This is a genomic window from Streptomyces sp. C, assembly GCF_000158895.1.
GTDB classification, from domain to species: domain Bacteria; phylum Actinomycetota; class Actinomycetes; order Streptomycetales; family Streptomycetaceae; genus Streptomyces; species Streptomyces racemochromogenes.
The window spans coordinates 3,978,993-4,001,787 of sequence record NZ_GG657750.1; the positions used below are offsets into that span (position 1 = coordinate 3,978,993).

The window sequence follows — 22,795 nt, forward strand, 5'->3', positions numbered from 1 at the left end:
TCGGCTGGCACGCTGTGAAACCCGGAACCACGGATTCGAGGCCGTGGCGTGTGAGACCCGACCGAGATGCTCGAAGCGAGGCACCGCATGGACGCTCCGCCCACCAGATCGGCCAGACCGACGGGCCGGATACCCTCCGGGGGCGGTGCCCTCGAGCCCTCCCCGGACGCCGTGCTCATCCGCCGGACCCTCGCGGAGATCGCCCCCGTCGCGGACAAGGTGACCTCCTACTTCTACGCCCTGGTCTTCACGGGGCACCCCGAGGTCCGGGAGATGTTCCCGGCGGCCATGGACGTCCAGCGCGACCGGCTGCTGAAGGCCCTGCTGACCGCCGCCGAGCACATCGACGACCCCGCGGTGCTCACCCCGTACCTGCGCCGGCTCGGCGCGGGCCACCGCAAGTACGGCACCGTCTCCGCCCACTACCCGGCCGTCGGCGAGGCGCTGATCGGCGCGCTGGCCCGGTACGCGGAGCTCACCTGGGGGCCGGAAGCCGAGGCGGCGTGGGTGCGGGCCTACACGGCCATCTCGCAGACGATGATCGACGCGGCGGCGGAGGACGAGGCCAGGGCGCCGGCCTGGTGGCACGCCGAGGTGGTCTCGCACGACCTGCGCACCTCGGACATCGCCGTGCTGACGGTCCGCCCCGACCAGCCGTACCCGTTCCTCGCCGGCCAGTACACGAGCCTGGAGACCCCCTGGTGGCCGCGGGTCTGGCGGCACTACTCCTTCGCCTCGGCGCCCCGCGCGGACGGGCTGCTGTCCTTCCACGTCAAGGCCGTCCCGGCGGGCTGGGTCTCCAACGCCCTCGTGCGGCACGCCCGGCCGGGCGACGTGCTGCGACTGGGGCCGCCGGCCGGTTCGATGGTGGTGGACCACAGCACCGACAACGGGATGCTGTGCCTGGGCGGCGGTACCGGCATCGCCCCGATCAAGGCGCTGATCGAGGACGTCGCCGAGCACGGCGAGCGGCGCCCGGTGGAGGTCTTCTTCGGGGCGCGCAGCGATCACGACCTGTACGACAAGGACACCCTGCTCGGGCTGCAGCGATCCCACCCGTGGCTGTCGGTCCGCCCGGTGATCGGTGAGGGGCTGGCGGGACAGCTGCCGCAGGCGGTCGGTGAGAACGGGCCCTGGAGCTCGTACGACGCCTTCATCTCGGGGCCGCCGGCGATGGTCCGCAGTGGTGTGGACGCGCTCAAGCGGATCGGGATCCCCGGGGAGCGGATCCGCTTCGACGCGCTGGAGGAGCTGGCGGGCGTGGCCGGCTGAGCACGGCTCAGCTCGCCGGCCCTCCCGGTGCCGTCAGCCCAGGTCGGGGGCGTGCATGGCGCGCACCCCCTCGATGTTGCCGTCGAGGTAGTGGCGCAGCGAGAGCGGGACCAGGTGGACGGCGGCGATGCCCACCCGGCTGAAGGGCACGCGGACGATCTCGTACTCGCCCTCGGGCTCGTCGACCTCGGGCCCGTGGCGCAGGCCGGGGTCCATGGACGCGAGCCGGCAGACGAAGAAGTGCTGCACCTTCACCCCGGTCACTCCCCCGGAGGCGATGTGCTCGACGGTGTCGACGAAACAGGGCACCACATCGGTGATCTTGGCTCCGAGCTCTTCGTGGAGCTCCCGGTGGAGGGCCTCGACGACGGTGCTGTCGGAGGTTTCCACGCCGCCGCCGGGAGTGAGCCAGTAGGGGTCGACGCCGGGCTTGGTGCGCTTGATGAGGATCAGGTCGTCACCGTCGAGCAGGATCGCGCGGGCGGTGCGTTTGACCACGGGACGTTCGGTCATGGGAGAAGAGTGGCCCACGTCAGACCTTCCGAAACGCGCCGTCGTCCGAAACCTGAGGGGTTCACCAGCGCACGGCGGCGCGCAGCAGACGGTCGTGGGCCCGGGCGAGGTGGGCGAGCGCCAGGCTGCCCGCCCGTACGACGAGGAACCAGGTGCGCAGCGGAGGTACGGCGGGTTCCAGCAGGGAGACGACCTCACCGCGGTCCAGGGCCTCCTGGCACAGGTAGCGGGGCAGGACGGCGAGCCCGGCGCCGGCCCGGACGCATCCCAGTACGGCCCGCAGGTCCGGAGCCACGACGGTGGCGGCGGAGTCGGGCACGGAGTCGAAGACGGCGGCCCAGTAGCGGGTGACCAGGGGCAGGCTCTCGTGAACCTCCACGACGGGGATCCCGTCGAGTGCCGCGGGGCCGGAAGCGCTCAGCGCGGCGGGGTCGGCCAGGGCGGCCCAGTAGGGAGCGGCGACCAGTACCTGTTCCTCGTCGCAGAGGACGGTCGTGGTGAAGGGGCCGCCGCGCGGCCGGCCGGTGGTGACGACCAGGTCGTGCTGCCCGGCGGCCAGACCGGCGAGGTTCTCCTCGGTGCCGGGCGCGAGGACGGTCCGCAGGGTCTGGCCCTGGCCGACCAGGGGCGCGAGGGCGGGCAGTACGCGCAGGCAGAGGAATTCCGGGGGCCCGGCGAGGTGCAGGGTCCGCAGGGCCCCGGCGGCCTCCCGCTCGCTCTCGGCGATCCGCAGCAGCGCGTCGAGGTGCGGGGCGGCCTTGTGGGCGAGTTCGTCCCCGACGGCCGTGGGGGTGACGCCCCGGGCGCGCCGGTGGAACAGGGGACGGCCGAGCTGCCGCTCCAGGGTGCGGATCTGCGAGGTGACGGCGGGCTGTGACAGCCCGAGGAGCGCGGCGGCCCGGGTGAACGAGCCGGCCCGGTGCACGGCGACGAAGGTGCGCAGCAGGGCCAGGTCCATGGCGGCCCCTCTCGGTGGGGGCCTTCAACTATAAATATGCCGATAGGCCCCTGTCGTTACCGTGATTGGACTCTGACGCTGAGTCAACTAGCCTTGTCGGCGTGGTTCTTCTCTCGGGGAACCCGGGGCGGTCCGAGCCACCAGGGGGGAGGCTCGGACCGCTCTGATGCTCCCTGGGCCGGTCAGGCTCCGGCGGCCGCGGAATCGAGGGCCCGGAGCAGGTCGGCGACCAGGTCCTCGGGGTCCTCGGCCCCGGCGGAGAACCGGATGAAGCCCTCCGGCACGTCGTCGCCGCCCCAGCGGCCGCGCCGCTCCGCGGTGGAGCGGATTCCGCCGAAGCTGGTGGCGTCCTCGACCAGGTGCAGTGCGGTCATGAAGCGTTCGGCGTGCGCGCGGTCCGGGAGGGTGAAGGAGACCACCGAGCCGAAGCCGCGCATCTGCCGGGCGGCCGTCTTGTGGGAGGGGTCCGAGGGGAGCCCCGGGTAGCGCAGCCCGGTGACCTCGGGCCGGTCGGCCAGTGCCTCGGCCACCGCCAGCGCGTTGCCCCACTGGCGCCCGGCCCGCAGCTGGAGGGTGGCCAGGGAGCGGTGGGCGAGCCAGGCCTCCATGGGACCCGGGATCGCCCCGACGATCTTGCGCCAGCGGCGGACGGCCGCGGCGAGCTCCGGGTCGCGGCAGACGACGTAGCCGAGCAGCAGGTCCCCGTGGCCGGTGAGCCCCTTGGTGCCGCTGGCGACGGAGAAGTCCGCGCCCAGCTCCAGGGGCCGCTGCCCGAGCGGGGTGGCGAGGGTGTTGTCGACGGCGACCAGGGCGCCCGCCGCGTGCGCGGCCGCCACGAGACGGCGTACGTCGCAGACGTCGAGTCCCGGGTTGGAGGGGGTCTCGATCCACAGCAGCCGGGCCCCGTCGAGGGCGGCGAGCTGCGCGTCCCGGCCGGTCGGGGCGGTGCGCACGCGGACTCCGTACGCTTCGAGCTGCTCGCGGACCAGGGGCAGCGCCTGGTAGCCGTCGGAGGGCAGGACGACGGTGTCGCCGGTGCGGGCCTGGGAGAGCAGGACGGCGGAGACGGCCGCCATGCCGGAGGCGAAGACGAGGGTCTCCACCCCCTCCTCGCCGGGCGCCTCCAGTTCCCCGACGGCCCGTTCCAGCAGGGTCCACGTGGGGTTCGTGTCGCGGCCGTAGGTGTACGGGCCCGAGACCTCGCCGGGGAGGTGGAAGTGTGCGGCGAAGACCGGTCCGGGCAGTGGGGGTTCGTTCTTGGCGGGCTCGGGGAGTCCGGCGCGTACGGCGCGCGTACCGTCGCCGTACCGGTCGGCCGGGGCCGGGGTCGCGGCGGTCCCGCCGGGGGTGTGCTCGTTCACGGGGTGTGCTCCTTCACGGCGGTGCGTACCGCGTCCAGCAGACCGGTGCTCGCCGCCTCGACCAGGGCCAGGCACTCCTCGAACCCGTCGAACGGGCCGTAGTACGGATCGGGCACGTCGGCCGTGTCCGGTACGCCGGCCCGTGCGGCCGGGGCGGGCGGGTCGTAGGAGCGCAGCAGCCGGACCTTGGCGGCGGCCTCCGGGGTGGGCGCGAGCGCGCGCAGGTCCCGCAGGTGGCCGGCGTCGAGGGCGATGACCAGGTCGAGGCGGTCGAACCACGAGGCCCGGAACTGCCGGGCCCGGTGGTCCTGCTCGTACCCGGCGGCCTCCAGCACGGCGACGGTGCGCGGGTCGGCGCCGTCGCCCTCGTGCCAGCCGCCGGTGCCGGCGCTGTCCACCTCGACCAGCCCGCCGAGGCCTGCCTCGGCGACGCGGGCGCGGAAGACCGACTCGGCCATGGGGGAGCGGCATATGTTGCCGGTGCAGACGAAGCACACGCGGTACATGGGCGGTCCGCTCAGTTCTTGTCGGGCAGGGCCAGGTTCACGGCCCAGGAGACGATGGAGATGATCAGGCCGCCGAGGACGGCGGTCCAGAAGCCGTCCACGTGGAAGCTGAGGTCGAACTTCCCGGCCAGCCAGGAGGTCAGCATCAGCATCAGGGCGTTCACGACGAGGGTGAACAGGCCCAGGGTGAGGATGAACAGCGGGAAGGACAGCAGCTTCACCACGGGCTTGACGATGAGGTTGACCAGCCCGAAGACCAGCGCGACCAGGATCAGCGTCAGCGCGCGGCGGCCCGTGCTGCTGCCGTCGTCGAGCGTGATGCCGGAGACCAGCCAGATGGCGACGGCCAGGGCCGCCGCGTTGGCGAGCGTCTTGACTACGAAATTCGTCATGTGTCTGATCGTGGCAGAGAAGATCCGGGGCGGGCATCGGCAGATCAGCGGATCCCGGGGCACCACGGGCAAGAGCGAGGGGCACAGCGAAGATGAAGGCCTTCCGGCTGGACGAGCTCGAAGCGGAGCGCGCCGCCAACAACGGCGCCTATCTGCAGTTCCTGCGGGAGCGGAACATGTCGGTCGGGCTGTACGCCCTCGATGCCGGGCAGAGCGACCCGCAGCAGCCGCACCGCCAGGACGAGGTGTACCTCGTCGTGAGCGGGCGGGCGTCCATCACGGTCGGGGAGGAGACGACGGTGGTGGCCAACGGCAGCGTCGTCTACGTTCCGGCAGGGGTGCCGCACAAGTTCCACCACATCACCGAGCCCCTGAAGGTGATGGTGGTCTTCTCCCCGCCGGAGGGCTGATCCGACCCGGCCTGAGGGTCGTTCCCCTGATCCCCCTAGGGGGCGGGTCAGGGGGTTCCGAGGGCTCGCGGCCCCCTGCGCGGGGCCGCGGCCTCCTAGCATCGAGAGCGAGGCAAGAAACGGACCCGATGGCTCGCGAAGTCACGAACTCACGGGGTCACTGACGAGGAAGAGGTAGGAACATGGACGGGATCCGAGCGATGTTCGCGGGCATGCCGTGGTGGGTCAAGTGGGTCGCCGTCCCGCTTCTGGCGATCTTCGTCTTCGGCGGAGTGGTCACCTCCATCCTCGGCGCGCTGATCTCGTTCGTCTTCAAGGCGCTGCTCTTCGTCGCCCTCGTCGGCGGTCTGGTCTTCGTGGTCAAGAAGTTCAGCGGCAGCGGCAGCGGAGCGAAGACCTCCTCCAGCGAGTGGTAGGCCCCGCGCCGCAGCCTTCCCCCAACGGGTAAGGGGATTGACCCAGGCGGGGGAACGGGACCGGCCGAACCGCCCACATGACGGGAACCGGCCGATAGGGTGGCAATCCGTGCCGTTCCCTGAGGGCGGCCCCCGCAGAGCGGGCCACCCCGAGGCCCGCCGCCACCCCTGGGGGTGAGCTTTGCCTTCGGTTCACAATCCCGGTGTCCCGACCCTGATCGGTTCGGTGCAGCGGGCGTTGAGGCTCCTCGAAGCGGCGGGGTCCCATAGCGGGGGAGCCCCGGCGAAACAGCTGGCGCGCGAAGCCGGGCTCCCGCTCCCCACCGCGTACCACCTGCTGCGCACCCTGACGCACGAGGGCTATCTGCGTCGCGAGGGCGGGGTGTTCGTACTCGGCGACGCGGCCGGCCGGCTGGCGGGCGGCGGACTTCAGCAGAAACGTCGCAGCATGATCCTCGACTCCCTCGCGCACTTCCGCGACGCGGTCGGGGCCCCCGTCTACTTCGCGGTCTACCGCGAGGGTGAGATCGAGGTCGTGGGCGTCTCGGACACCCCGGCCAACCCGGCGTGCCAGGAGTGGGCCGACTTCCGCGCGACCGGCCACGCCCACGCCATCGGCCAGTGCCTGCTGGCCCAGCTCGACGAGAAGACGCGCAGGGACCACTACGACCGGCACCCGGTCGAGGGCATCACCCCCTACACGGTCCGGGACATGCACGCCCTGGAGCAGCGGATCGGCTCCCTGGAGCGGATGCAGCCGGTTACGGAGCGTCAGGAATACGCGCTCGGGACGGTGTGCGCGGCCATCCCGATCACGGCCGGCGATGCCGCCGCGACCATGGCGATTTCCCTTCCTGTGCACCAAGAAGACCGATTGCTCTATGCGGTTGATCGACTACGGAGTGAAGTAGGCGCGCTGTTGAGCACCCTCTCCTTCTCTATCAGTATCTGAAAACTCACTCCTTGTGATCTGCGGGCGCTTCCACCACCCTTGTCAAGACGGCCCTGGGGGATCATTCCTGGCCACTTCCACTACAGCGGGGTAGGCAATGCGCGAGTCCGTACAGGCAGAGGTCATGATGAGCTTCCTCGTATCCGAGGAGCTCGCGTTCCGCATCCCGGTGGAGCTCCGGTACGAGGCCCGTGACCCCTACGCGGTACGCCTGACCTTCCACCTTCCCGGAGACGCCCCGGTGACATGGGCGTTCGGCCGGGAGCTGCTTCTCGACGGCATCAACAAGCCGAGCGGTGACGGCGACGTGCACATCGCGCCCACCGATCCGGACGAGCTGTCCGACGTACACATCCGGCTCCAGGTCGGTGGCGACCGGGCCCTGTTCCGGGCCGGCGCGGGCCCGCTCGTCGCGTTCCTCGACCGGACCGACCGGCTCGTTCCGCTCGGTCAGGAGCGCAACCTCGGCGACTTCGAGGAGAGCCTCGACCAGGCGCTCGGCAGGATCCTCTCCGAGTCGCAGCACGACGAGCGGAAGGCGGGCTGAGGCGGGGGCCGGGAGGTCCCGGCCCCCGCCCCGTCCTTCAGCGCTTGCGCCGGCGCCGCCCCCGGCCGCCGCGGGCGGGCGCCGCCGGCGGACCGGCCGCCGGGCTCCCGGCCGCGCCGTCGGCGGGTCCGGGCCGGTCGGCGGAGACCACCAGCGCTGCCAGCGCCGTGGTCACCGGCACCGAGGCCACGAGCCCGATGGAGCCCACGAGGGTCCGTACGATCTCCTCCGCGACCAGCTCGCTGTTGGCCACCGTGCCCATGCTGCTGTTCGCGATGGAGAACAGCAGCAGGAGCGGCAGTGCGGCGCCGGCGTACGCCAGTACGAGGGTGTTCACCACCGAGGCGATGTGGTCGCGACCGATCCGGATGGCGGCCCGGTACAGGGCGCGCGGACCCATGTCCGGGTCCGCCTGGTGGAGTTCCCAGACGGCCGAGGTCTGAGTGACCGTCACGTCGTCGAGCACGCCCAGGGATCCGATGATCACCCCTGCGAGCAGCAGACCGCTCATGTCGATGTTCGGGTAGAGCCCGTGGATCAGCCCGGTGTTGTCGTCCGTGTTGCCGCTCAGGAACGCCCAGCCGATGAACTGCGAGCCCAGCAGCCCGATCAGCAGGAGCGAGACCAGCGTGCCGAGGACGGCCACCGAGGTCCGCGCGGTCAGCCCGTGGCACATGTAGAGGGCGATCAGCATGATCGCGCTGGCGCCGATGACCGCGACGAGCAGCGGGTTCGATCCCTGCAGGATCGCCGGGAGGATGAAGAGCGTCAGGACGCCGAAGCTGACGACGAGTGCGATGAGGGCGAAGAGGCCGCGCATCCGGCCCACCACGACGACCGCGACGGCGAAGATGCCGGCCAGCAGCGCCAACGGGAACTTCCGGTTCAGGTCGATCACCGAGTACTGGAGGTCCCGGGGCGCGTCCGGTGCGTACGCCACCACCACCTCCTGGCCCTTCTCCAACTGGCGGGGCGCGCCCGGCTGGACGATCTCGAAGAAGGCCCGGCCCTGATCCGGCCCGCTGATCACCTCGACGGTGGCCTTCTTGCACTCGCCGGTCTGGGCGGCCTGCGCCTCACGGCCCTCGGGGGTGGAGGTGTCGCCCGTGGGAGGGACCTGAGAGGCGTTCACCGATTTGCAGTCGACCTTCGCGAGAGCGACGACCTTGCCCTGCTGGGTCTGGCGGTCGAAGCCCACCCCGGTGCGCTCGTGCGCGGGGGCGCCGCCGGGCCAGAGCACGGCCATGCCGACGAAGACGGCAGCGGCGAACGGGATCAGTACGGCGGCGATCACCTTGCGCAGGTGCTTGGAGACCGGAGCGGCCGGCCCGTGACCGTGGCTGTGGCCGTGACCGTGGCCGTGTCCGGGGCTGAGTCCCGGCCCCTGTCCGGGGCCGTGTGCCCGGCCGTGGGAATGCCCGTGGGAGGAGTCCGCGGCATGCCCGTGGGACGCATGTTCGTGGCCGGCGTGGCCCATGGGCTCGGTGGGCTCGGGGGGAGGCTGCGGCGAGGACGTCACCGGCAGATCATCGCAAGAGATGAGGGGGCCCACTGTTCAGCACGCCACACACGACGCTAACGTGGGGGCTACTTTGCACAACGCGGGAGCTCGGAGCACCGGGCTGAGAGGGCGCTGATCACCGTACGCGCATGAGAATGCGTACGGGAGGAGGCTGCGTCGACCGCCGAACCTGTTACCGGGTAATGCCGGCGTAGGGAGATAGGTCTCATGACCGTTCAGGACGCACGCACGCCTGCCGTCAGCCAGGACACCGACGGCCAGACCGAGCGCAAGCCGGGGTGGCACAAGGGCTACGTGGCGGGCTCCCGCCCCGACATCCGGGTGCCGGTCCGCCAGGTCCACCTCACCAACGGCAAGGACGTGACGCTCTACGACACGTCCGGGCCGTACACCGACCCGCAGATCGAGACCGACGTCCGCCGGGGCCTCGCGCCCCTGCGCGAGAACTGGATCATCGGCCGCGGCGACACCGAGGAGTACGCGGGACGCCCCGTCCGCCCCGAGGACGACGGCATCAAGCACACCTCGCCGCGCGGGGGCCTCAAGAACCTCGACGCGGTCTTCCCCGGCCGCCCGCGCCAGCCCCGCCGGGGCCGTGGTGGCGCCGCCGTGACGCAGCTCGCGTACGCCCGCCGGGGCGAGATCACCCCGGAGATGGAGTACGTCGCGATCCGCGAGAACGTCTCCCCCGAGGTCGTCCGCGAGGAGATCGCCGCAGGCCGCGCGGTGCTCCCGGCCAACGTGAACCACCCGGAGATCGAGCCGATGATCATCGGCAAGAAGTTCCTGGTGAAGGTCAACGCGAACATCGGCAACTCCGCCGTCACCTCCTCGATCGAGGAGGAGGTGGAGAAGATGACCTGGGCGACCCGCTGGGGCGCCGACACGGTCATGGACCTCTCCACCGGCCGCAACATCCACACCACCCGTGAGTGGGTGCTGCGCAACTCCCCGGTCCCGATCGGCACCGTGCCGCTCTACCAGGCCCTGGAGAAGGTCGACGGCAGGGCCGAGGACCTGACCTGGGAGATCTACAAGGACACGGTCATCGAGCAGGCCGAACAGGGCGTCGACTACATGACGGTCCACGCCGGAGTGCTGCTGCCGTACGTGCCGCTGACCGCCCGTCGCAAGACCGGCATCGTCTCCCGCGGCGGTTCGATCATGGCCGCCTGGTGCCTCGCGCACCACAAGGAGAACTTCCTCTACACGAACTTCGAGGAGCTCTGCGAGATCCTCGCGACGTACGACGTCACGTACTCGCTGGGCGACGGCCTGCGTCCCGGCTCCATCGCGGACGCCAACGACGCCGCGCAGTTCGCGGAGCTGAAGACGCTGGGCGAGCTGAACACCATCGCCAAGCGGCACAACGTGCAGACGATGATCGAGGGCCCGGGCCACGTCCCGATGCACAAGATCAAGGAGAACATCGACCTCCAGCAGGAGATCTGCGAGGAGGCGCCGTTCTACACGCTCGGCCCGCTGACCACGGACGTCGCGCCCGCGTACGACCACATCACCTCGGGCATCGGCGCCGCGATGATCGCATGGTGGGGCACCGCGATGCTCTGCTACGTGACGCCCAAGGAGCACCTGGGCCTGCCCAACCGGGACGACGTGAAGACCGGCGTCATCACGTACAAGATCTCCGCGCACGCGGCGGACCTGGCCAAGGGCCACCCTGGTGCCCAGGAGTGGGACGACGCCCTGTCGGACGCACGGTTCGAGTTCCGCTGGGAGGACCAGTTCAACCTGGCCCTCGACCCGGACACGGCCCGTGAGTTCCACGACGAGACCCTCCCGGCCGAGCCGGCCAAGACCGCGCACTTCTGCTCCATGTGCGGTCCGAAGTTCTGCTCCATGAAGATCTCGCAGGACATCCGCCGTGAGCACGGCGGTGACCTGAAGGCCGATGAGATCGAGGCGGGCATGGCGGAGAAGTCCGCCGAGTTCGCGGCCTCGGGCAACAGGGTCTACCTGCCGCTGGCCGACTGACGGGCGGTAGGGGGTCGGCCGACGGCATTCCGGGGGGAGTCGTCGGCCGGCCTTCGCCGTTCCCTGCTGAGCCCGTGGGGTGGATGTTTCACGTGAAACAGGGCCGGACGGGCAGCGGGGGCCGGGGTCCTACTCCGCGTCGTGGTCCGGGCCGCCGAAGTCCGGGCTGGTGAAGTCCGGGGAGCTGAAACCGGGGCGGGGGCCCTGGGAGGCCGGGCCCGGGCTGGTGAAGTCCGGACGCGTGTAGCCCAGGCTGGGGATCCGTCCGGCCCCCGGCGTGCGCGGCACCGGGTAGCCCGGTCCGGCGGTCGGGTCGGCCAGGGCGTCGCGCAGGAACGGCACGATGCCCCGCTCCAGCAGTGCGTTCCGCCACGCCTCCCGGGCGCGGGAGAGCTCGTCGGGTATCGGCACGCTCTCCTCCGCCGCGACCTCCGTGGAGCTGTTGCGCAGGGCTGTGACGAGCAGCCCGACCACCGCGAACAGCAGGGCGGCCACGGTGAGCCCGCCGAAGAGCCAGCCAGCGGTCAGCATCGTCTCGGCGAAGGCCGGGGCCGGGTCGATCATCTTGAGGCAGTACCCCACCAGCAGGAAGATCAGCATGGCGGTGCCCGCAAGGACCGGTGCGAGGACGCCGACCACGGCGCTCACGCCGGCCCCGCCGTCCTGGTCCTCGCCGCCGTCCTCGGCGTTCGTCCCGGAGGCCGACAGGACCCCGTCGCGCAACTCCTCGCGCACCTTCACGTAGTGGTCGTACTCGGCGGCCGCCGCGGCGGTCAGGAGTGTGGTGGCGGCCAGGGCCATGGTGCGCAGTTGTTCGGCGTTCAGCCGTTCGCCGAGGGTGGCGAGTTCGGGCCGTTCGTCCGCGGTGCGCAGCGCCTCGTCGAGGAGCCGGTCGAACTCCGGTCGGTCTTCGGTGAGCAGGTGCGGAGCGCTGGTCATGTGCATCCCCCGATGCTCCGTACATGCCGGTATGCCCGCGTAGATCGGGGGCTCCGGCACAAACGGAGGAGAGCCTGCTACGGATAGAGCGATGGTAGAGCGCCCCTGCCACGCCGTGACAGGGGCTTTGCTGAAATACCCCGCTCCGAGAACGCTCAGTCGCGCAGAGGTAGTTGAACGACGAGCAGCTTGCCCGCCATCGTCACTCCGCCGTCCATCGCGATGGCCAGCCCGTCGGCGTACACGTGCGGCCCGTCGACGGCCTCCGGGCCGTGGGAGTCGTCGCCGTCCTCGGTGCCCACCTCGCCGAGCAGGTACGGGATGGGGCTGTGGCCGTGGACGACGCGGCCGCCGCCGTAGGTGGCCAGGAGTTCCCGTACGGCCTGGGGGCCGGTCTCCTCGTCGCGGAAGGCGAACCGCTTGGTGAACTTGCGGAAGAGGTCCCAGGTGATGTCGGCGTCGTTGCGGTTGAGCAGCTCGTGGATGGTGTCGTTGACGTCCTCGATGGAGTCGCCGTAGTCCAGGTACGCCGTGGTGTCGGAGTGCAGCAGCAGGTGGCCGTCCTGGAGCGTCGCCGCGTCGAGGCGGGACATCCACTGGAGGTGGACGTCCTCCAGGCGCTCCATGTCGGTGCGCTGGCCGCCGTTGAGGAGCCAGGCGGCCTGGAAGGTGGCGGTTCCGGCGCCGGAGGACACCGGGGTGTCGCCGAAGCGCTTGGCGCCGATCAGGAGCAGTTCGTGGTTGCCCATCAGGGCCTTGCAGTAGCCGCCGGCGGCGGCGGCCTCGGCGGAGAGCCGCATGACGAGGTCGATGACGCCGATGCCGTCGGGGCCGCGGTCGGTGAAGTCGCCGAGGAACCAGAGCCGGGCGTTGCCGGCGGACCAGCGGCATTCGGCGTCGATGAGGTGCTGGGCCTGGAGTTCCCGGATGAGCTCGTCCAGGTAACCGTGTACGTCGCCGACGACGTAGAGCGGGCCGGGGCCGGAGCCCGGGTTCTCCTGGGGGACGTACTGGACCTGCACGGTGTCCCCGGGGCCGCCGGCCGAGCCGCGGACGATGATGGGCAGGTCGCGCTGCGTGGGCGTGTAGCCGTCGGCACCGCCGTCGTCGTACTCGCCGTCGCCCGCGGTGCGCTGCTGGGGAACGGTCTCCGTGCCCGGGTGGGCGGGAGGGGCCGCAGCGGGCCGGTCGGGGGCGTAGGCGGGCCGCGGGGGCACGGGAGCGCTCTCGTCGTAGTACGCGGGGTACTCGCCGTACACGGGGGGCTCGCCGGGCAGTGCGGCGGGCGCGGTGTACGGCGCGGGTTCGACGACCGGCACCCGGAAGTCCCGCAGCGTGTCCGTCCGCATCGCGGGTCCCTGACCGGCCCCCTGAGTCATCGACCCCTCCACCACCGTCGCGCTGCCGTACACCTGCGGACCCTCCTCACCTCCGGGGTGGAGGGTCCGTGATGTCGTGCGCCCATCATAGGAATGCGGCTCGCGCTCTGTGACGCACCAGGGGTGGTGAATCCTGGCCGGAACCTCTCCTTCCTGCTCTTTTGTTCCGATTTCGGCGTTGTGGAAATCCTCGGCGGGGCCCTCGACGGGGCCCTCGGCCCCGCCCGTGTGACGGTGTGACGGTCAGTCCTGGGCCGGTGAGCGCGGCGGGCTGACGGTCGTGCGGGGTGTTCTGCGCTGCGAGGAGGTGCGGATGATCAGCTCGGTCGGCACGACCTGTTCGACGGGGCGTCCGGTGTCCACGCCCTCGATCGCGTCGATCAGCAGCTGCACGACGGCGGTGCCGATGCGGCGGGGCTTGAGGGAGAGCGTGGTGATGGGCGGTTCGGTGTTGGCGTAGACGGTGGACTCGCTGCAGCAGACGAGGAGCAGGTCCTCGGGGACCCGCAGCCCGTAGCGCCGGGCTGCGGCGAGGAGGTCGGTGCCGTTGGGGTCGAAGAGCCCGTACACGGCGTCCGGGCGGTCGGGGCGGGCGAGGAGCCGGTCGGCGGCGACGGCGCCCGCGCACGGGTCGTGGGCGGGGTAGGACTCGTAGACGGGATCCTGGCCGACGCGCTCGCACCAGTTGAGGTACGCGGTCGTGGAGAGCCGGGTGTAGGTGTCGGTGGTGGTGCCGGTGAGCAGACCGATGCGGCGGGCCCCGGCGGCGGCGAGGTGGTCGAGGAGGCCCAGTACGGCGGCCTCGTGGTCGTTGTCCACCCAGGCGGTGACGGGCAGGGTGCCCGCCGGCCGGCCGTCGGAGACCACGGGCAGGCCCTGGCGGACCAGTTCGCTGACGACCGGGTCGTGGTCGGAGGGGTCGATGACGACGGTGCCGTCGAGGGCCACGTTGGACCAGACGTCGTGTCGTGAGGTGGCGGGCAGGATGACGAGGGCGTAGCCGCGGGCGAGCGCCGCGGAGGTGGCGGCCCGGGCCATCTCGGCGAAGTACGCGAATTCGGTGAAGGTGAAAGGTTCATCCCCGTACGTGGTCACGGTCAGGCCGATGAGGCCCGACTTGCCCGTACGGAGGGTGCGGGCCGCGGCGGAGGGGCGGTACCCCAACCGGTCGGCGACCTCGCGGACGTGGCGGCGGGTGGCGTCCGGCAGCCTCCCCTTGCCATTGAGCGCGTCGGAGACGGTTGTGATGGACACGCCCGCCGCGGCGGCCACGTCCCTGATGCCGGCCCGGCCCTGTCGGCCGCCGACCCGCCGGGTGGTCTCGGTCCGGCTCACCTGATGCTTCCCTGCTGCTGTCATGGCGAGCCGATAGTAGGGCGCGGAGGGGAGGGTGGTTCGGGTGCATATGCACGCGTTGACAGGCACGATTCTGCATGGTTCGCCACCCCCAATGACCTTGGAATTGAAGGTATTTGCCGTCCCGATCTGAGGGTCGGGCTTGTCGGCGGGTACGAGCATGCCAAAACGGAGCCGTCTCGGGTCGCCCTCAACTCACCTGCACGAGGGACGCGCGCCACGGCGCAGGCCACCGGCGCACGCATATATGCGCGCGCTCCCCCTGTGTTCCTGGCGCCCGCCATTCTCGTATCGGCGGAATCCTCATAAGGTGAGCAGTATTGAGTCGACGGAGACGTCGACGGGACGGTCGAGGAGGACCTGCGGTGAGCGAGAAGAGCCCGAAGCTGCGCGCCGAGCTGGACGGCATCCCCACCTACAAGCCCGGCAAGCCCGCCGCCGCGGGCGGGGCCGTCGCGTTCAAGCTGTCCTCGAACGAGAACCCGTATCCGCCGCTTCCGGGGGTCCTGGAGACCGCAGTGGCCGCGGCCGGCCGGTTCAACCGCTACCCGGACATGGCGTGCACCGGCCTGGTGAACGAGCTGGCGGAGCGTTTCGGCGTGCCGGTCGAGCACATCGCCACGGGCACCGGCTCGGTGGGCGTGGCCCAGTCGCTGATCCAGTCCACGGCCGGCCCGGGCGACGAGGTCATCTACGCCTGGCGCTCCTTCGAGGCGTACCCGATCATCACCCAGATCTCGGGCGCGAAGTCGGTGCAGGTGCCGCTGACCGACGGTGACGTCCACGACCTGGACGCGATGGCCGCCGCGATCACCGACCGGACCCGCCTGATCTTCGTCTGCAACCCCAACAACCCCACCGGCACCGCCGTGCGCCGTGCCGAGCTGGAGCGGTTCCTGGACCGGGTGCCCTCGGACGTCCTGGTGGTGCTGGACGAGGCCTACCGGGAGTTCGTGCGCGACGCAGACGTCCCGGACGGCATCGAGCTCTACCGCAACCGCCCGAACGTGGCCGTGCTGCGCACGTTCTCCAAGGCGTACGGGCTGGCCGGCCTGCGCGTCGGCTTCGCGGTGGCGCACGAGCCGGTGGCCGCGGCGCTGCGCAAGACGGCGGTGCCCTTCGGCGTGAGCCAGCTCGCCCAGGACGCGGCGGTCGCCTCGCTGCGGGCCGAGGACGAGCTGATGGGCCGGGTCGGGGCGCTGGTGTGCGAGCGCAACCGGGTCCACGAGACGCTGCTCGCGCAGGGCTGGACGGTCCCGGACACCCAGGCCAACTTCGTGTGGATGCGGCTGGGGGAGCGGACCGGCGACTTCGCGGAGGCCTGCGAGAAGGCCGGCGTGGTGGTCCGGCCCTTCGCGGGCGAGGGCCTGCGGGTCACGATCGGTGAGACCGAGGCGAACGACCTCTTCCTGCACACGGCGGAGGCGTTCTTCAAGGAGCTGTAGTCCTTCGAGGAGCTGTAGTCCTTCGGGGAGCCGTAGCCCTTCGGGGAACTGGGCTCAGACCAGTTCCACGCGGATGGGGTCGCCGTCGCGGACGGTGGCCAGGAGGCGGGGGTCGCCGTCGAACGAGCCGAGCACGTTGCACGGGCTCGCCAGGCGGCTCTCGCCTCCGCGCGAGATGGGCGTGGGGCCGTAGGGCAGGGCGAGTGCGTCGCCCTCGGTCCAGAACGCGACCGTGCCGGGCTCGACGACCTGCTGGGCGTCGTCCTCCAGGGCCACGGAGACCCCGGTGTCGAAGTAGACCTCCTCGCCCCAGGTGTTCGCGGAGGCGGAGATCGGAAGGGCCGCGGCCAGCGCCTTGCTGGTCGGGGTCTCGTCGAGGGTCGCGGTGAGCAGGCCCGCAGGCCAGGAGATTCGAATCTGCATGGCCACATTCAACAATCTGTTGAAATTCTTGGCTAGTGGCCGAGCCGGTGGCAGACCCGGCGGCTGATCCCGTGACCGATAAAACGGACCCCGGCTGATTCGAGCCGCGGGCGGTAGGACATAATGCTTGTGAATGTGAACGCGTTCACAAGCGTGTCCTGCTTCCTCCCGCTATGGGGAGGAACCCGCCAGGCAGACTGCCCGCTGTGACCACGGCGACGACAAGGAGAAGACGACGTGGACCTAGCTTTGGCGCCTGAGACATTGGCGCGTTGGCAGTTCGGCATCACCACCGTCTACCACTTCCTCTTCGTTCCGCTCACGATCTCGCTCGCCGCGCTGACCGCCGGCCTGCAGACCGCGTGGGTCCGCACGGAGAAGGAGAAGTACCTCAGGGCCACGAAGTTCTGGGGCAAGCTTTTCTTGATCAATATCGCGATGGGTGTCGTCACCGGCATCGTCCAGGAGTTCCAGTTCGGCATGAACTGGTCCGACTACTCGCGATTCGTGGGTGACATCTTCGGCGCCCCGCTGGCGTTCGAGGCCTTGATCGCCTTCTTCTTCGAGTCGACCTTCATCGGCTTGTGGATCTTCGGCTGGGACAAGCTGCCGAAGAAGATCCACCTCGCCTGCATATGGATGGTCTCCCTCGGCACCGTCCTGTCCGCCTACTTCATCCTGGCGGCCAACTCCTGGATGCAGCACCCGGTCGGCTACCGCATCAACGAGGAGCGGGGCCGGGCCGAGCTCACCGACTTCTGGGCGGTCCTCACCCAGGACACCGCGCTCACCCAGTTCTTCCACACCATCACGGCCGCGTTCCTCGTCGGCGGCGCTTTCATGGTCGGCATCGCCGCCTTCCACCTCGCGCGCAGGAAGCACGTCCCGGTGATGCGCAGCTCGCTGCGGCTCGGCCTGGTCGTCATGATCATCGCCGGGATGGGTACCGCGATCAGCGGCGATCTGCTCGGCAAGGTGATGTTCAAGCAGCAGCCGATGAAGATGGCCGCCGCCGAGGCGCTCTGGGACGGCGAGGCGCCGGCCCCCTTCTCGGTCTTCGCCTACGGAGACGTAGAGAAGGGCCACAACAAGGTGGCCATCGAGATCCCCGGTCTGCTGTCCTTCCTGGCCAACGACGACTTCAGCTCCTTCGTCCCCGGCATCAACGACGTCAACAAGGCCGAGCAGGAGAAGTTCGGCCCCGGCGACTACCGCCCCAACATCCCCGTCGCCTACTGGGGCTTCCGCTGGATGATCGGCTTCGGCATGGCCTCCCTCGGGATCGGCATGCTCGGGCTGTGGCTGACCCGCAAGCGGTTCATGCTGCCGCCGGCGCTGCGCACCGGTGAGGACGAGGTCCCCCATCTCGTCCTCTTCAAGAAGGCGCTCAGCCCCCGGTTCGCCCGGCTGTACTGGCTCGCCGCGCTCTGGACCATGCTCTTCCCGCTGATCGCCAATTCCTGGGGCTGGATCTTCACCGAGATGGGCCGTCAGCCCTGGGTGGTCTACGGAGTGCTGCGCACCAGGGACGCGGTCTCGCCGGGCGTCTCGCAGGGCGAGGTGCTGACCTCCATGATCGGCTTCACGCTGCTCTACGCCGTGCTCGCTGTGATCGAGGTCAGGCTCCTCGTGAAGTACGTCAAGGCCGGCCCGCCCGAGCTCACCGAGGCCGACCTCAATCCGCCCACCAGGATCGGCGGGGACGACAAGAACCCCGACCGGCCGATGGCCTTCTCGTACTGAGGCTGAGGAGACCACACCATGGAACTTCACGACGTCTGGTTTGTACTGATCGCCGTCCTGTGGACCGGCTACTTCTTCCTGGAGGGCTTCGACTTCGGCATCGGTGTCCTGACCAAGCTCCTCGCCCGGGACCGCACGGAGAAGCGGGTCCTGATCAACACCATCGGACCCGTCTGGGACGGCAACGAGGTCTGGCTGCTCACGGCCGGCGGTGCCACCTTCGCCGCCTTCCCGGAGTGGTACGCGACCCTCTTCTCCGGCTTCTACCTGCCGCTGCTGATCATCCTGGGCTGCCTCATCGTCCGCGGCGTCGCCTTCGAGTACCGCCACAAGCGGTCCGAGGAGCGGTGGCAGGCCAACTGGGAACACGCGATCTTCTGGACCTCGCTGATCCCGGCCTTCCTGTGGGGCGTGGCCTTCGCCAACATCGCGCGCGGTGTGAAGATCGACCAGGACATGGAGTACGTCGGGAACGTCCTCGACCTGCTCAACGTCTACTCGGTCCTCGGCGGCCTGGTCACCCTCACCCTGTTCACCTTCCACGGTGCCGTCTTCGCCGCGCTGAAGACCGTCGGGGACATCCGGGACCGCGCGCGTGCGCTCGCCACCCGGCTGGGTGTGGTGACGGCCGTCCTGGCCCTGGCCTTCCTGATCTGGACCCAGGCATCGCGCGGTGACGTGTGGAGTCTGGTGGCGATGGCCGTCGCCGTACTGGCGCTGGTCGGGGCACTCGCGTTCAACCTGGCGGGCCGGGAGGGCTGGGCGTTCGCCCTGTCCGGGATCACCATCGCGGCAGCCGTCGCGATGCTCTTCCTGACGCTGTTCCCGAACGTCATGCCGTCCTCGCTGGACGCGGCCTGGAGCCTCACGGTCACCAACGCCTCGTCCACCCCGTACACCCTGAAGATCATGACCTGGTGCGCCGCCGTGGCCACTCCCCTGGTCCTGCTCTACCAGGGCTGGACGTACTGGGTCTTCCGCAAGCGGATCGGTACGCAGCACATCGTCGACGCGCACTGAGCGCGCTCGTCACTCCTGCCCGAACCCTGCCGAGGGGATGTTTCACGTGAAACCGATCGACCCGCGCCTGCTGCGGTACGCCCGTTCCACCCGTCTCTTCCTGGGGGCAGTGGTGGCCCTCGGGCTCGCCGGAGCGGGGCTGGTCGTCGGTCAGGCGATGCTCATCGCCGAGACCGTGGTCGGAGCCTTCGAGCGGGGCCTCGACGGCGCCGCGCTCCGGACGCCACTGCTGCTGCTCGCCGCGGTGGCCCTGGGGCGCGGCCTCGTCGCCTGGCTCACAGAGCTGGCCGCGCACCGGGCGAGCGCGGCGGTCAAGTCCGAACTCCGGGGCCGGCTGCTGGACCGGGCCGCAGGCCTGGGACCCGGTTGGCTCAGCGGACAGCGCACGGGGTCCCTGGTGTCCCTGGCCACCCGGGGCGTGGACGCGCTCGACGACTACTTCTCCCGTTACCTGCCCCAGCTGGGACTCGCGGTGGTGGTGCCGGCGGCGGTGCTCGCCCGGATCGTCACCGAGGACTGGGTGTCGGCGGCCATCGTCGTGGTCACCCTGCCGCTGATCCCGCTGTTCATGATCCTGATCGGCATGGCCACCCAGAGTCGGATGGACCGCCAGTGGCGGCTGCTCTCCCGGCTGTCAGGGCACTTCCTCGACGTGGTGGTGGGCCTTCCCACGCTGAAGGTGTTCGGGCGGGCCAAGGCGCAGGCCGAGTCCATCCGGAAGATCACCGACGACTACCGCCAGGCCACCATGCGCACCCTGCGCATCGCCTTCCTCTCCTCCTTCGCCCTGGAGCTGCTGGCGACGCTGTCGGTGGCGCTCGTCGCGGTCACCATCGGCATGCGGCTCGTCCACGGGGAACTGGACCTGTACACCGGCCTGGTCATCCTGATCCTCGCGCCGGAGGCCTATCTGCCGCTGCGCCAGGTCGGGGCGCAGTACCACGCGGCCGCCGAGGGGCTGGCCGCCGCGGAAGAGATCTTCGAGGTCCTGGAAACCCCGGCCCCCGCACCCGGCGGCGGCGCCGACGTGCCGGCCACGGGACTGCGGATCGCCCTCGACGGGGTCGAGGTGCGGTACGAGGGGCGCGGCGCGAGCTCTCCCGGACCCGTCTCGCTCGTCGTCGGACCGGGTGAGTGCGTGGCCCTCACCGGCCCGAGCGGAGCCGGGAAATCCACCCTGCTCAACGTGCTGCTGGGCTTCGTCACCCCGACGGCGGGACGGGTCCGGGTCGGGGGGACGGACCTGGCGGACCTTTCCCTGGAACAGTGGCGGGAGCGCATCGCGTGGGTCCCGCAGCGGCCGCACCTGTTCGCCGGGACCATCGCCGAGAACGTCCGCCTGACCCGGCCCGGGGCCGAGGACGAAGCCGTGGAGGCGGCCCTGCGCGACGCCGGGGCGTGGGAGTTCGTCTCGGCCCTGCCGCAAGGGGCCCGGACCCTGCTCGGCGAGGGCGGGGCCGGGCTGTCCGCAGGGCAGCGCCAGCGCCTCGCCCTGGCCAGGGCGTTCCTCGCGGACCGGCCGGTGCTGCTGCTGGACGAGCCGACGGCGGCCCTGGACGGGGAGACCGAGGCTGCGGTCGTGGACGCCGTACGCCGCCTCGCGGTCGGGCGGACCGTGCTGCTCGTGGTGCACCGGCCGGCGCTGCTGGCGGTGGCCGACCGGGTCGTGGCGGTGGGCGAGGGCGCCCCGGACAGGCCGGCCGGGGCCTCCACGGCCACCTCGGGGACGGCCTCCGCAGCTGGAGGGGGGACGGTCTCGCGCGGGTCCGCGGTGGTCGCGGGCCCCGGGGAGTGGATCCTCGGGGGCGGACCCGAGCGGACCGGACGCGGCTCGGCCGGCGGGAGCACCGCGGGCGCGGGAGCGGCCGGTGACCCGCTGCGGCGGGTGCGGGCCGTGGCCGCGGCGTGGCAGGGCCGGTTCCGGCTCGGGCTGCTGCTCGGCGCGCTGGCCGTGGGGAGCAGCGTCGGACTGATGGCCGTCTCGGGGTGGCTGATCTCCCGGGCCTCCGAACAGCCGCCGGTGCTGTACCTGATGGTGGCCGTCACCGCGACGCGGGCCTTTGGGATCGGGCGGGCCGTCTTCCGCTACGCCGAGCGGCTCGTGTCGCACGACGCCGTCCTGCGGATGCTCGCCGACCTGCGGGTCGCGGTGTACCGCCGGCTGGAGCGGATCGCCCCCGCCGGGCTGCGCGAGCAGCGTCGCGGGGACCTCCTCTCCCGGCTGGTGGCCGACGCCGACGCGCTCCAGGACTACTGGCTGCGCTGGCTCCTGCCGGTGGGCACGGCGGTGCTCGTCGGCACCGGGTCGGTGGTGTTCACCGCCTGGATGCTGCCCGGGGCGGGGGTCGCGCTCGCGGTGGGGCTGCTCGCGGCGGGGGTGGGGGTCCCGCTGCTCAGCGGGGCCTGCGCGCGGCGTGCCGAGCGGAGGCTGGCGCCCGCCCGGGGTGAACTCGCCACCCGGGTGGCCGATCTGCTGACGGGTACCGCCGAACTGACGGTGGCCGGGGCGCTGGCCGGCCGGAAGGAACGGGCGCGGGAGAGCGACGGCGTACTGACCCGGATCGCCTCGCGCGGGGCCGCGGCCAACGGGCTCGGCGGCGGGCTGTCTGCCCTGGTGTGCGGACTCACGGTGGTGTGCGCCGCGTTCGCGGGCGCGGAGGCCGTCGCGGACGGCCGGCTGTCCGGGGTGGCCATGGCGGTGGTGGTGCTGACGCCGCTGGCCGCCTTCGAGGCCGTCAGCGGGCTCCCGCTGGCCGTCCAGTACCGCCAGCGGGTGCGCCGTAGCGCCGAGCGGGTGTACGAGGTCATCGACGCCCCGGTGCCCGTCGCCGAGCCGGCCGAACCCCGGGCGCTGCCGGCCTCGCCGTTCCCGCTGCGGCTGACGGGCCTCGCCGCCCGGCACGGCGGACAGGAGCGGGACGCGCTGCACGGGCTGGACCTGACCCTGGAGGCGGGCCGGCGCATCGCGGTCGTCGGGCCGTCGGGATCGGGCAAGACCACCCTGGCACAGGTCCTGCTGCGCTTCCTCGACCCGGGCGAAGGCACGTACACACTGGGCGGGACGGACGTCCGCGCCCTCGACGGCGACGACGTACGCCGGATCGTGGGCCTGTGCGCCCAGGACGCGCACCTCTTCGACAGCTCGGTGCGCGAGAACCTGCGGCTGGCCCGGACCGGGGCGAGCGAGGAGGAACTCCGCGAGGCGCTCGCCGCGGCCCGGCTGCTGGAGTGGGCCGACGGGCTTCCGGACGGACTGGACACCCTGGTCGGCGAGCACGGGGAGCGGATCTCCGGCGGGCAGCGCCAGCGGCTGGCCCTGGCGCGGGCGCTGCTGGCGGACTTCCCCGTCCTCGTCCTGGACGAGCCGGCCGAGCACCTGGACCTGGCGACCGCGGACGCCCTGACGGCGGATCTGCTGGCGGCCACCGAGGGCCGCACCACCGTACTGATCACGCACCGGCTCGCCGGGCTGGCGGCGGTGGACGAGGTGCTCGTACTGGACGGGGGAGCGGTCGTCCAGCGGGGTGCCTATGCGGAGCTGGCGGAGGTCGAGGGGCCGCTGCGGAGCCTGCTGGAGCGTGAGCGGGAGGCCGATCGGGCGCTCGTCGGCACCCGGGGCTGACTTTCCCTCCTAAACGGGACTAAC

Annotated in this window: 19 protein-coding genes, 1 pseudogene and 1 riboswitch; of the genes and pseudogenes, 10 read left to right on the top strand and 10 right to left on the bottom strand. The window is 71.3% G+C overall.

Features of this window, described 5'->3' with window-relative positions; translation table 11 throughout:
- Positions 1–159: 159 nt before the first annotated feature.
- Positions 160–1,272, top strand: a pseudogene (locus SSNG_RS17805) (globin domain-containing protein); the annotation flags it as partial.
- A 33-nt stretch (positions 1,273–1,305) separates the two neighbouring features.
- Here SSNG_RS17805 and SSNG_RS17810 read toward each other — a convergent pair.
- The 5 genes from SSNG_RS17810 to SSNG_RS17830 all read right to left on the bottom strand — a co-directional run bounded on the left by SSNG_RS17810 (position 1,306) and on the right by SSNG_RS17830 (position 5,002).
- A complete protein-coding gene (locus SSNG_RS17810; RefSeq protein ID WP_007265265.1) occupies positions 1,306–1,785 on the bottom strand; it encodes an NUDIX hydrolase in 480 nt (159 codons plus the stop codon).
- Between the two features lie 61 nt (positions 1,786–1,846).
- Positions 1,847–2,743, bottom strand: a complete 897-nt coding sequence (locus SSNG_RS17815; protein WP_007265266.1) for a LysR family transcriptional regulator — start codon at positions 2,741–2,743, stop codon at positions 1,847–1,849.
- 182 nt (positions 2,744–2,925) lie between these two features.
- On the bottom strand, positions 2,926–4,104 hold the full coding sequence (locus tag SSNG_RS17820; RefSeq protein ID WP_007265267.1) for a cystathionine gamma-lyase: 1,179 nt from the start codon (positions 4,102–4,104) through the stop codon (positions 2,926–2,928).
- The gene (locus tag SSNG_RS17825; protein ID WP_007265268.1) at positions 4,101–4,610 is read right to left on the bottom strand and encodes a low molecular weight protein-tyrosine-phosphatase; all 510 of its coding nucleotides are present in this window, start codon (positions 4,608–4,610) and stop codon (positions 4,101–4,103) included. The genes SSNG_RS17820 and SSNG_RS17825 overlap by 4 nt, the downstream gene beginning before the upstream one ends.
- Before the next feature lie 11 nt (positions 4,611–4,621).
- Entirely contained in the window at positions 4,622–5,002 is a 381-nt protein-coding gene (locus SSNG_RS17830; protein ID WP_007265269.1) for a phage holin family protein, read from the bottom strand.
- Between the two features lie 92 nt (positions 5,003–5,094).
- On the opposite strand from SSNG_RS17830, the gene SSNG_RS17835 reads away from it, so the two are divergent.
- The 4 genes from SSNG_RS17835 (at position 5,095) to SSNG_RS17850 (ending at position 7,327) form a co-directional block, all read left to right on the top strand.
- Positions 5,095–5,412, top strand: coding sequence for a cupin domain-containing protein (locus SSNG_RS17835; protein WP_007265270.1), 318 nt, complete (start codon positions 5,095–5,097; stop codon positions 5,410–5,412).
- Between the two features lie 191 nt (positions 5,413–5,603).
- Positions 5,604–5,828, top strand: a complete 225-nt coding sequence (locus SSNG_RS17840) for a DUF5326 family protein (protein ID WP_042803700.1) — start codon at positions 5,604–5,606, stop codon at positions 5,826–5,828.
- 181 nt (positions 5,829–6,009) lie between these two features.
- Positions 6,010–6,780, top strand: a complete 771-nt coding sequence (locus SSNG_RS17845; protein WP_007265272.1) for a helix-turn-helix domain-containing protein — start codon at positions 6,010–6,012, stop codon at positions 6,778–6,780.
- Positions 6,781–6,877: 97 nt separating this feature from the next.
- Positions 6,878–7,327: an SsgA family sporulation/cell division regulator gene (locus SSNG_RS17850; protein ID WP_007265273.1), complete on the top strand. Its 450-nt coding sequence runs from the start codon at positions 6,878–6,880 to the stop codon at positions 7,325–7,327.
- A 37-nt stretch (positions 7,328–7,364) separates the two neighbouring features.
- Here the strand turns inward: SSNG_RS17850 and SSNG_RS17855 are convergent, their stop codons facing one another.
- Positions 7,365–8,879: a YibE/F family protein gene (locus tag SSNG_RS17855; RefSeq protein ID WP_206731306.1), complete on the bottom strand. Its 1,515-nt coding sequence runs from the start codon at positions 8,877–8,879 to the stop codon at positions 7,365–7,367.
- 39 nt (positions 8,880–8,918) lie between these two features.
- A riboswitch (TPP riboswitch) is annotated at positions 8,919–9,063 on the top strand.
- Between SSNG_RS17855 and thiC the strand changes: the two genes are divergently transcribed.
- Positions 9,057–10,844, top strand: a complete 1,788-nt coding sequence (gene thiC, locus SSNG_RS17860; protein ID WP_042801272.1) for a phosphomethylpyrimidine synthase ThiC — start codon at positions 9,057–9,059, stop codon at positions 10,842–10,844. Its footprint overlaps the riboswitch before it by 7 nt.
- A 129-nt stretch (positions 10,845–10,973) precedes the next feature.
- Here the strand turns inward: thiC and SSNG_RS17865 are convergent, their stop codons facing one another.
- From SSNG_RS17865 to SSNG_RS17875, 3 genes are all read right to left on the bottom strand, one after another.
- Positions 10,974–11,789 carry a hypothetical protein gene (locus SSNG_RS17865; RefSeq protein ID WP_007265276.1) on the bottom strand — a complete coding sequence of 272 codons (816 nt, stop codon included), beginning with the start codon at positions 11,787–11,789 and terminating at the stop codon, positions 10,974–10,976.
- A gap of 149 nt (positions 11,790–11,938) precedes the next feature.
- The gene (locus SSNG_RS17870) at positions 11,939–13,132 is read right to left on the bottom strand and encodes a metallophosphoesterase (RefSeq protein WP_241695076.1); all 1,194 of its coding nucleotides are present in this window, start codon (positions 13,130–13,132) and stop codon (positions 11,939–11,941) included.
- A gap of 273 nt (positions 13,133–13,405) precedes the next feature.
- Positions 13,406–14,521: a LacI family DNA-binding transcriptional regulator gene (locus SSNG_RS17875; RefSeq protein WP_007265278.1), complete on the bottom strand. Its 1,116-nt coding sequence runs from the start codon at positions 14,519–14,521 to the stop codon at positions 13,406–13,408.
- Between the two features lie 362 nt (positions 14,522–14,883).
- Here SSNG_RS17875 and hisC point away from each other — a divergent pair, with 362 nt between their 5' ends.
- The gene (gene hisC, locus SSNG_RS17880) at positions 14,884–15,963 is read left to right on the top strand and encodes a histidinol-phosphate transaminase (protein ID WP_007265279.1); all 1,080 of its coding nucleotides are present in this window, start codon (positions 14,884–14,886) and stop codon (positions 15,961–15,963) included.
- Between the two features lie 54 nt (positions 15,964–16,017).
- Here the strand turns inward: hisC and SSNG_RS17885 are convergent, their stop codons facing one another.
- Positions 16,018–16,386, bottom strand: a complete 369-nt coding sequence (locus SSNG_RS17885; protein ID WP_042801275.1) for a cyclophilin-like fold protein — start codon at positions 16,384–16,386, stop codon at positions 16,018–16,020.
- 237 nt (positions 16,387–16,623) lie between these two features.
- Between SSNG_RS17885 and SSNG_RS17890 the strand changes: the two genes are divergently transcribed.
- From SSNG_RS17890 to cydD, 3 genes are read left to right on the top strand one after another with little or no spacing between them, the layout of a single operon-like run.
- Positions 16,624–18,129: a cytochrome ubiquinol oxidase subunit I gene (locus SSNG_RS17890; RefSeq protein ID WP_007265281.1), complete on the top strand. Its 1,506-nt coding sequence runs from the start codon at positions 16,624–16,626 to the stop codon at positions 18,127–18,129.
- Positions 18,130–18,147: 18 nt separating this feature from the next.
- The gene (gene cydB, locus SSNG_RS17895; protein ID WP_007265282.1) at positions 18,148–19,149 is read left to right on the top strand and encodes a cytochrome d ubiquinol oxidase subunit II; all 1,002 of its coding nucleotides are present in this window, start codon (positions 18,148–18,150) and stop codon (positions 19,147–19,149) included.
- Positions 19,150–19,195: 46 nt separating this feature from the next.
- Positions 19,196–22,771 carry a thiol reductant ABC exporter subunit CydD gene (gene cydD, locus SSNG_RS17900; protein ID WP_007265283.1) on the top strand — a complete coding sequence of 1,192 codons (3,576 nt, stop codon included), beginning with the start codon at positions 19,196–19,198 and terminating at the stop codon, positions 22,769–22,771.
- Positions 22,772–22,795: the final 24 nt, after the last annotated feature.

Excerpts from the sequence above, each read along its gene's own strand:
- SSNG_RS17810 (WP_007265265.1), bottom strand. The coding sequence starts at position 1,785 with ATGACCGAACGTCCCGTGGTCAAACGCACCGCCCGCGCGATCCTGCTC.
- SSNG_RS17815 (WP_007265266.1), bottom strand. The coding sequence starts at position 2,743 with ATGGACCTGGCCCTGCTGCGCACCTTCGTCGCCGTGCACCGGGCCGGC.
- SSNG_RS17825 (WP_007265268.1), bottom strand. The coding sequence starts at position 4,610 with ATGTACCGCGTGTGCTTCGTCTGCACCGGCAACATATGCCGCTCCCCC.
- SSNG_RS17830 (WP_007265269.1), bottom strand. The coding sequence starts at position 5,002 with ATGACGAATTTCGTAGTCAAGACGCTCGCCAACGCGGCGGCCCTGGCC.
- SSNG_RS17835 (WP_007265270.1), top strand. The coding sequence starts at position 5,095 with ATGAAGGCCTTCCGGCTGGACGAGCTCGAAGCGGAGCGCGCCGCCAAC.
- SSNG_RS17850 (WP_007265273.1), top strand. The coding sequence starts at position 6,878 with ATGCGCGAGTCCGTACAGGCAGAGGTCATGATGAGCTTCCTCGTATCC.
- thiC (WP_042801272.1), top strand. The coding sequence starts at position 9,057 with ATGACCGTTCAGGACGCACGCACGCCTGCCGTCAGCCAGGACACCGAC.
- SSNG_RS17865 (WP_007265276.1), bottom strand. The coding sequence starts at position 11,789 with ATGCACATGACCAGCGCTCCGCACCTGCTCACCGAAGACCGACCGGAG.
- SSNG_RS17870 (WP_241695076.1), bottom strand. The coding sequence starts at position 13,132 with ATGCGGACGGACACGCTGCGGGACTTCCGGGTGCCGGTCGTCGAACCC.
- SSNG_RS17875 (WP_007265278.1), bottom strand. The coding sequence starts at position 14,521 with ATGACAGCAGCAGGGAAGCATCAGGTGAGCCGGACCGAGACCACCCGG.
- SSNG_RS17885 (WP_042801275.1), bottom strand. The coding sequence starts at position 16,386 with ATGCAGATTCGAATCTCCTGGCCTGCGGGCCTGCTCACCGCGACCCTC.
- cydB (WP_007265282.1), top strand. The coding sequence starts at position 18,148 with ATGGAACTTCACGACGTCTGGTTTGTACTGATCGCCGTCCTGTGGACC.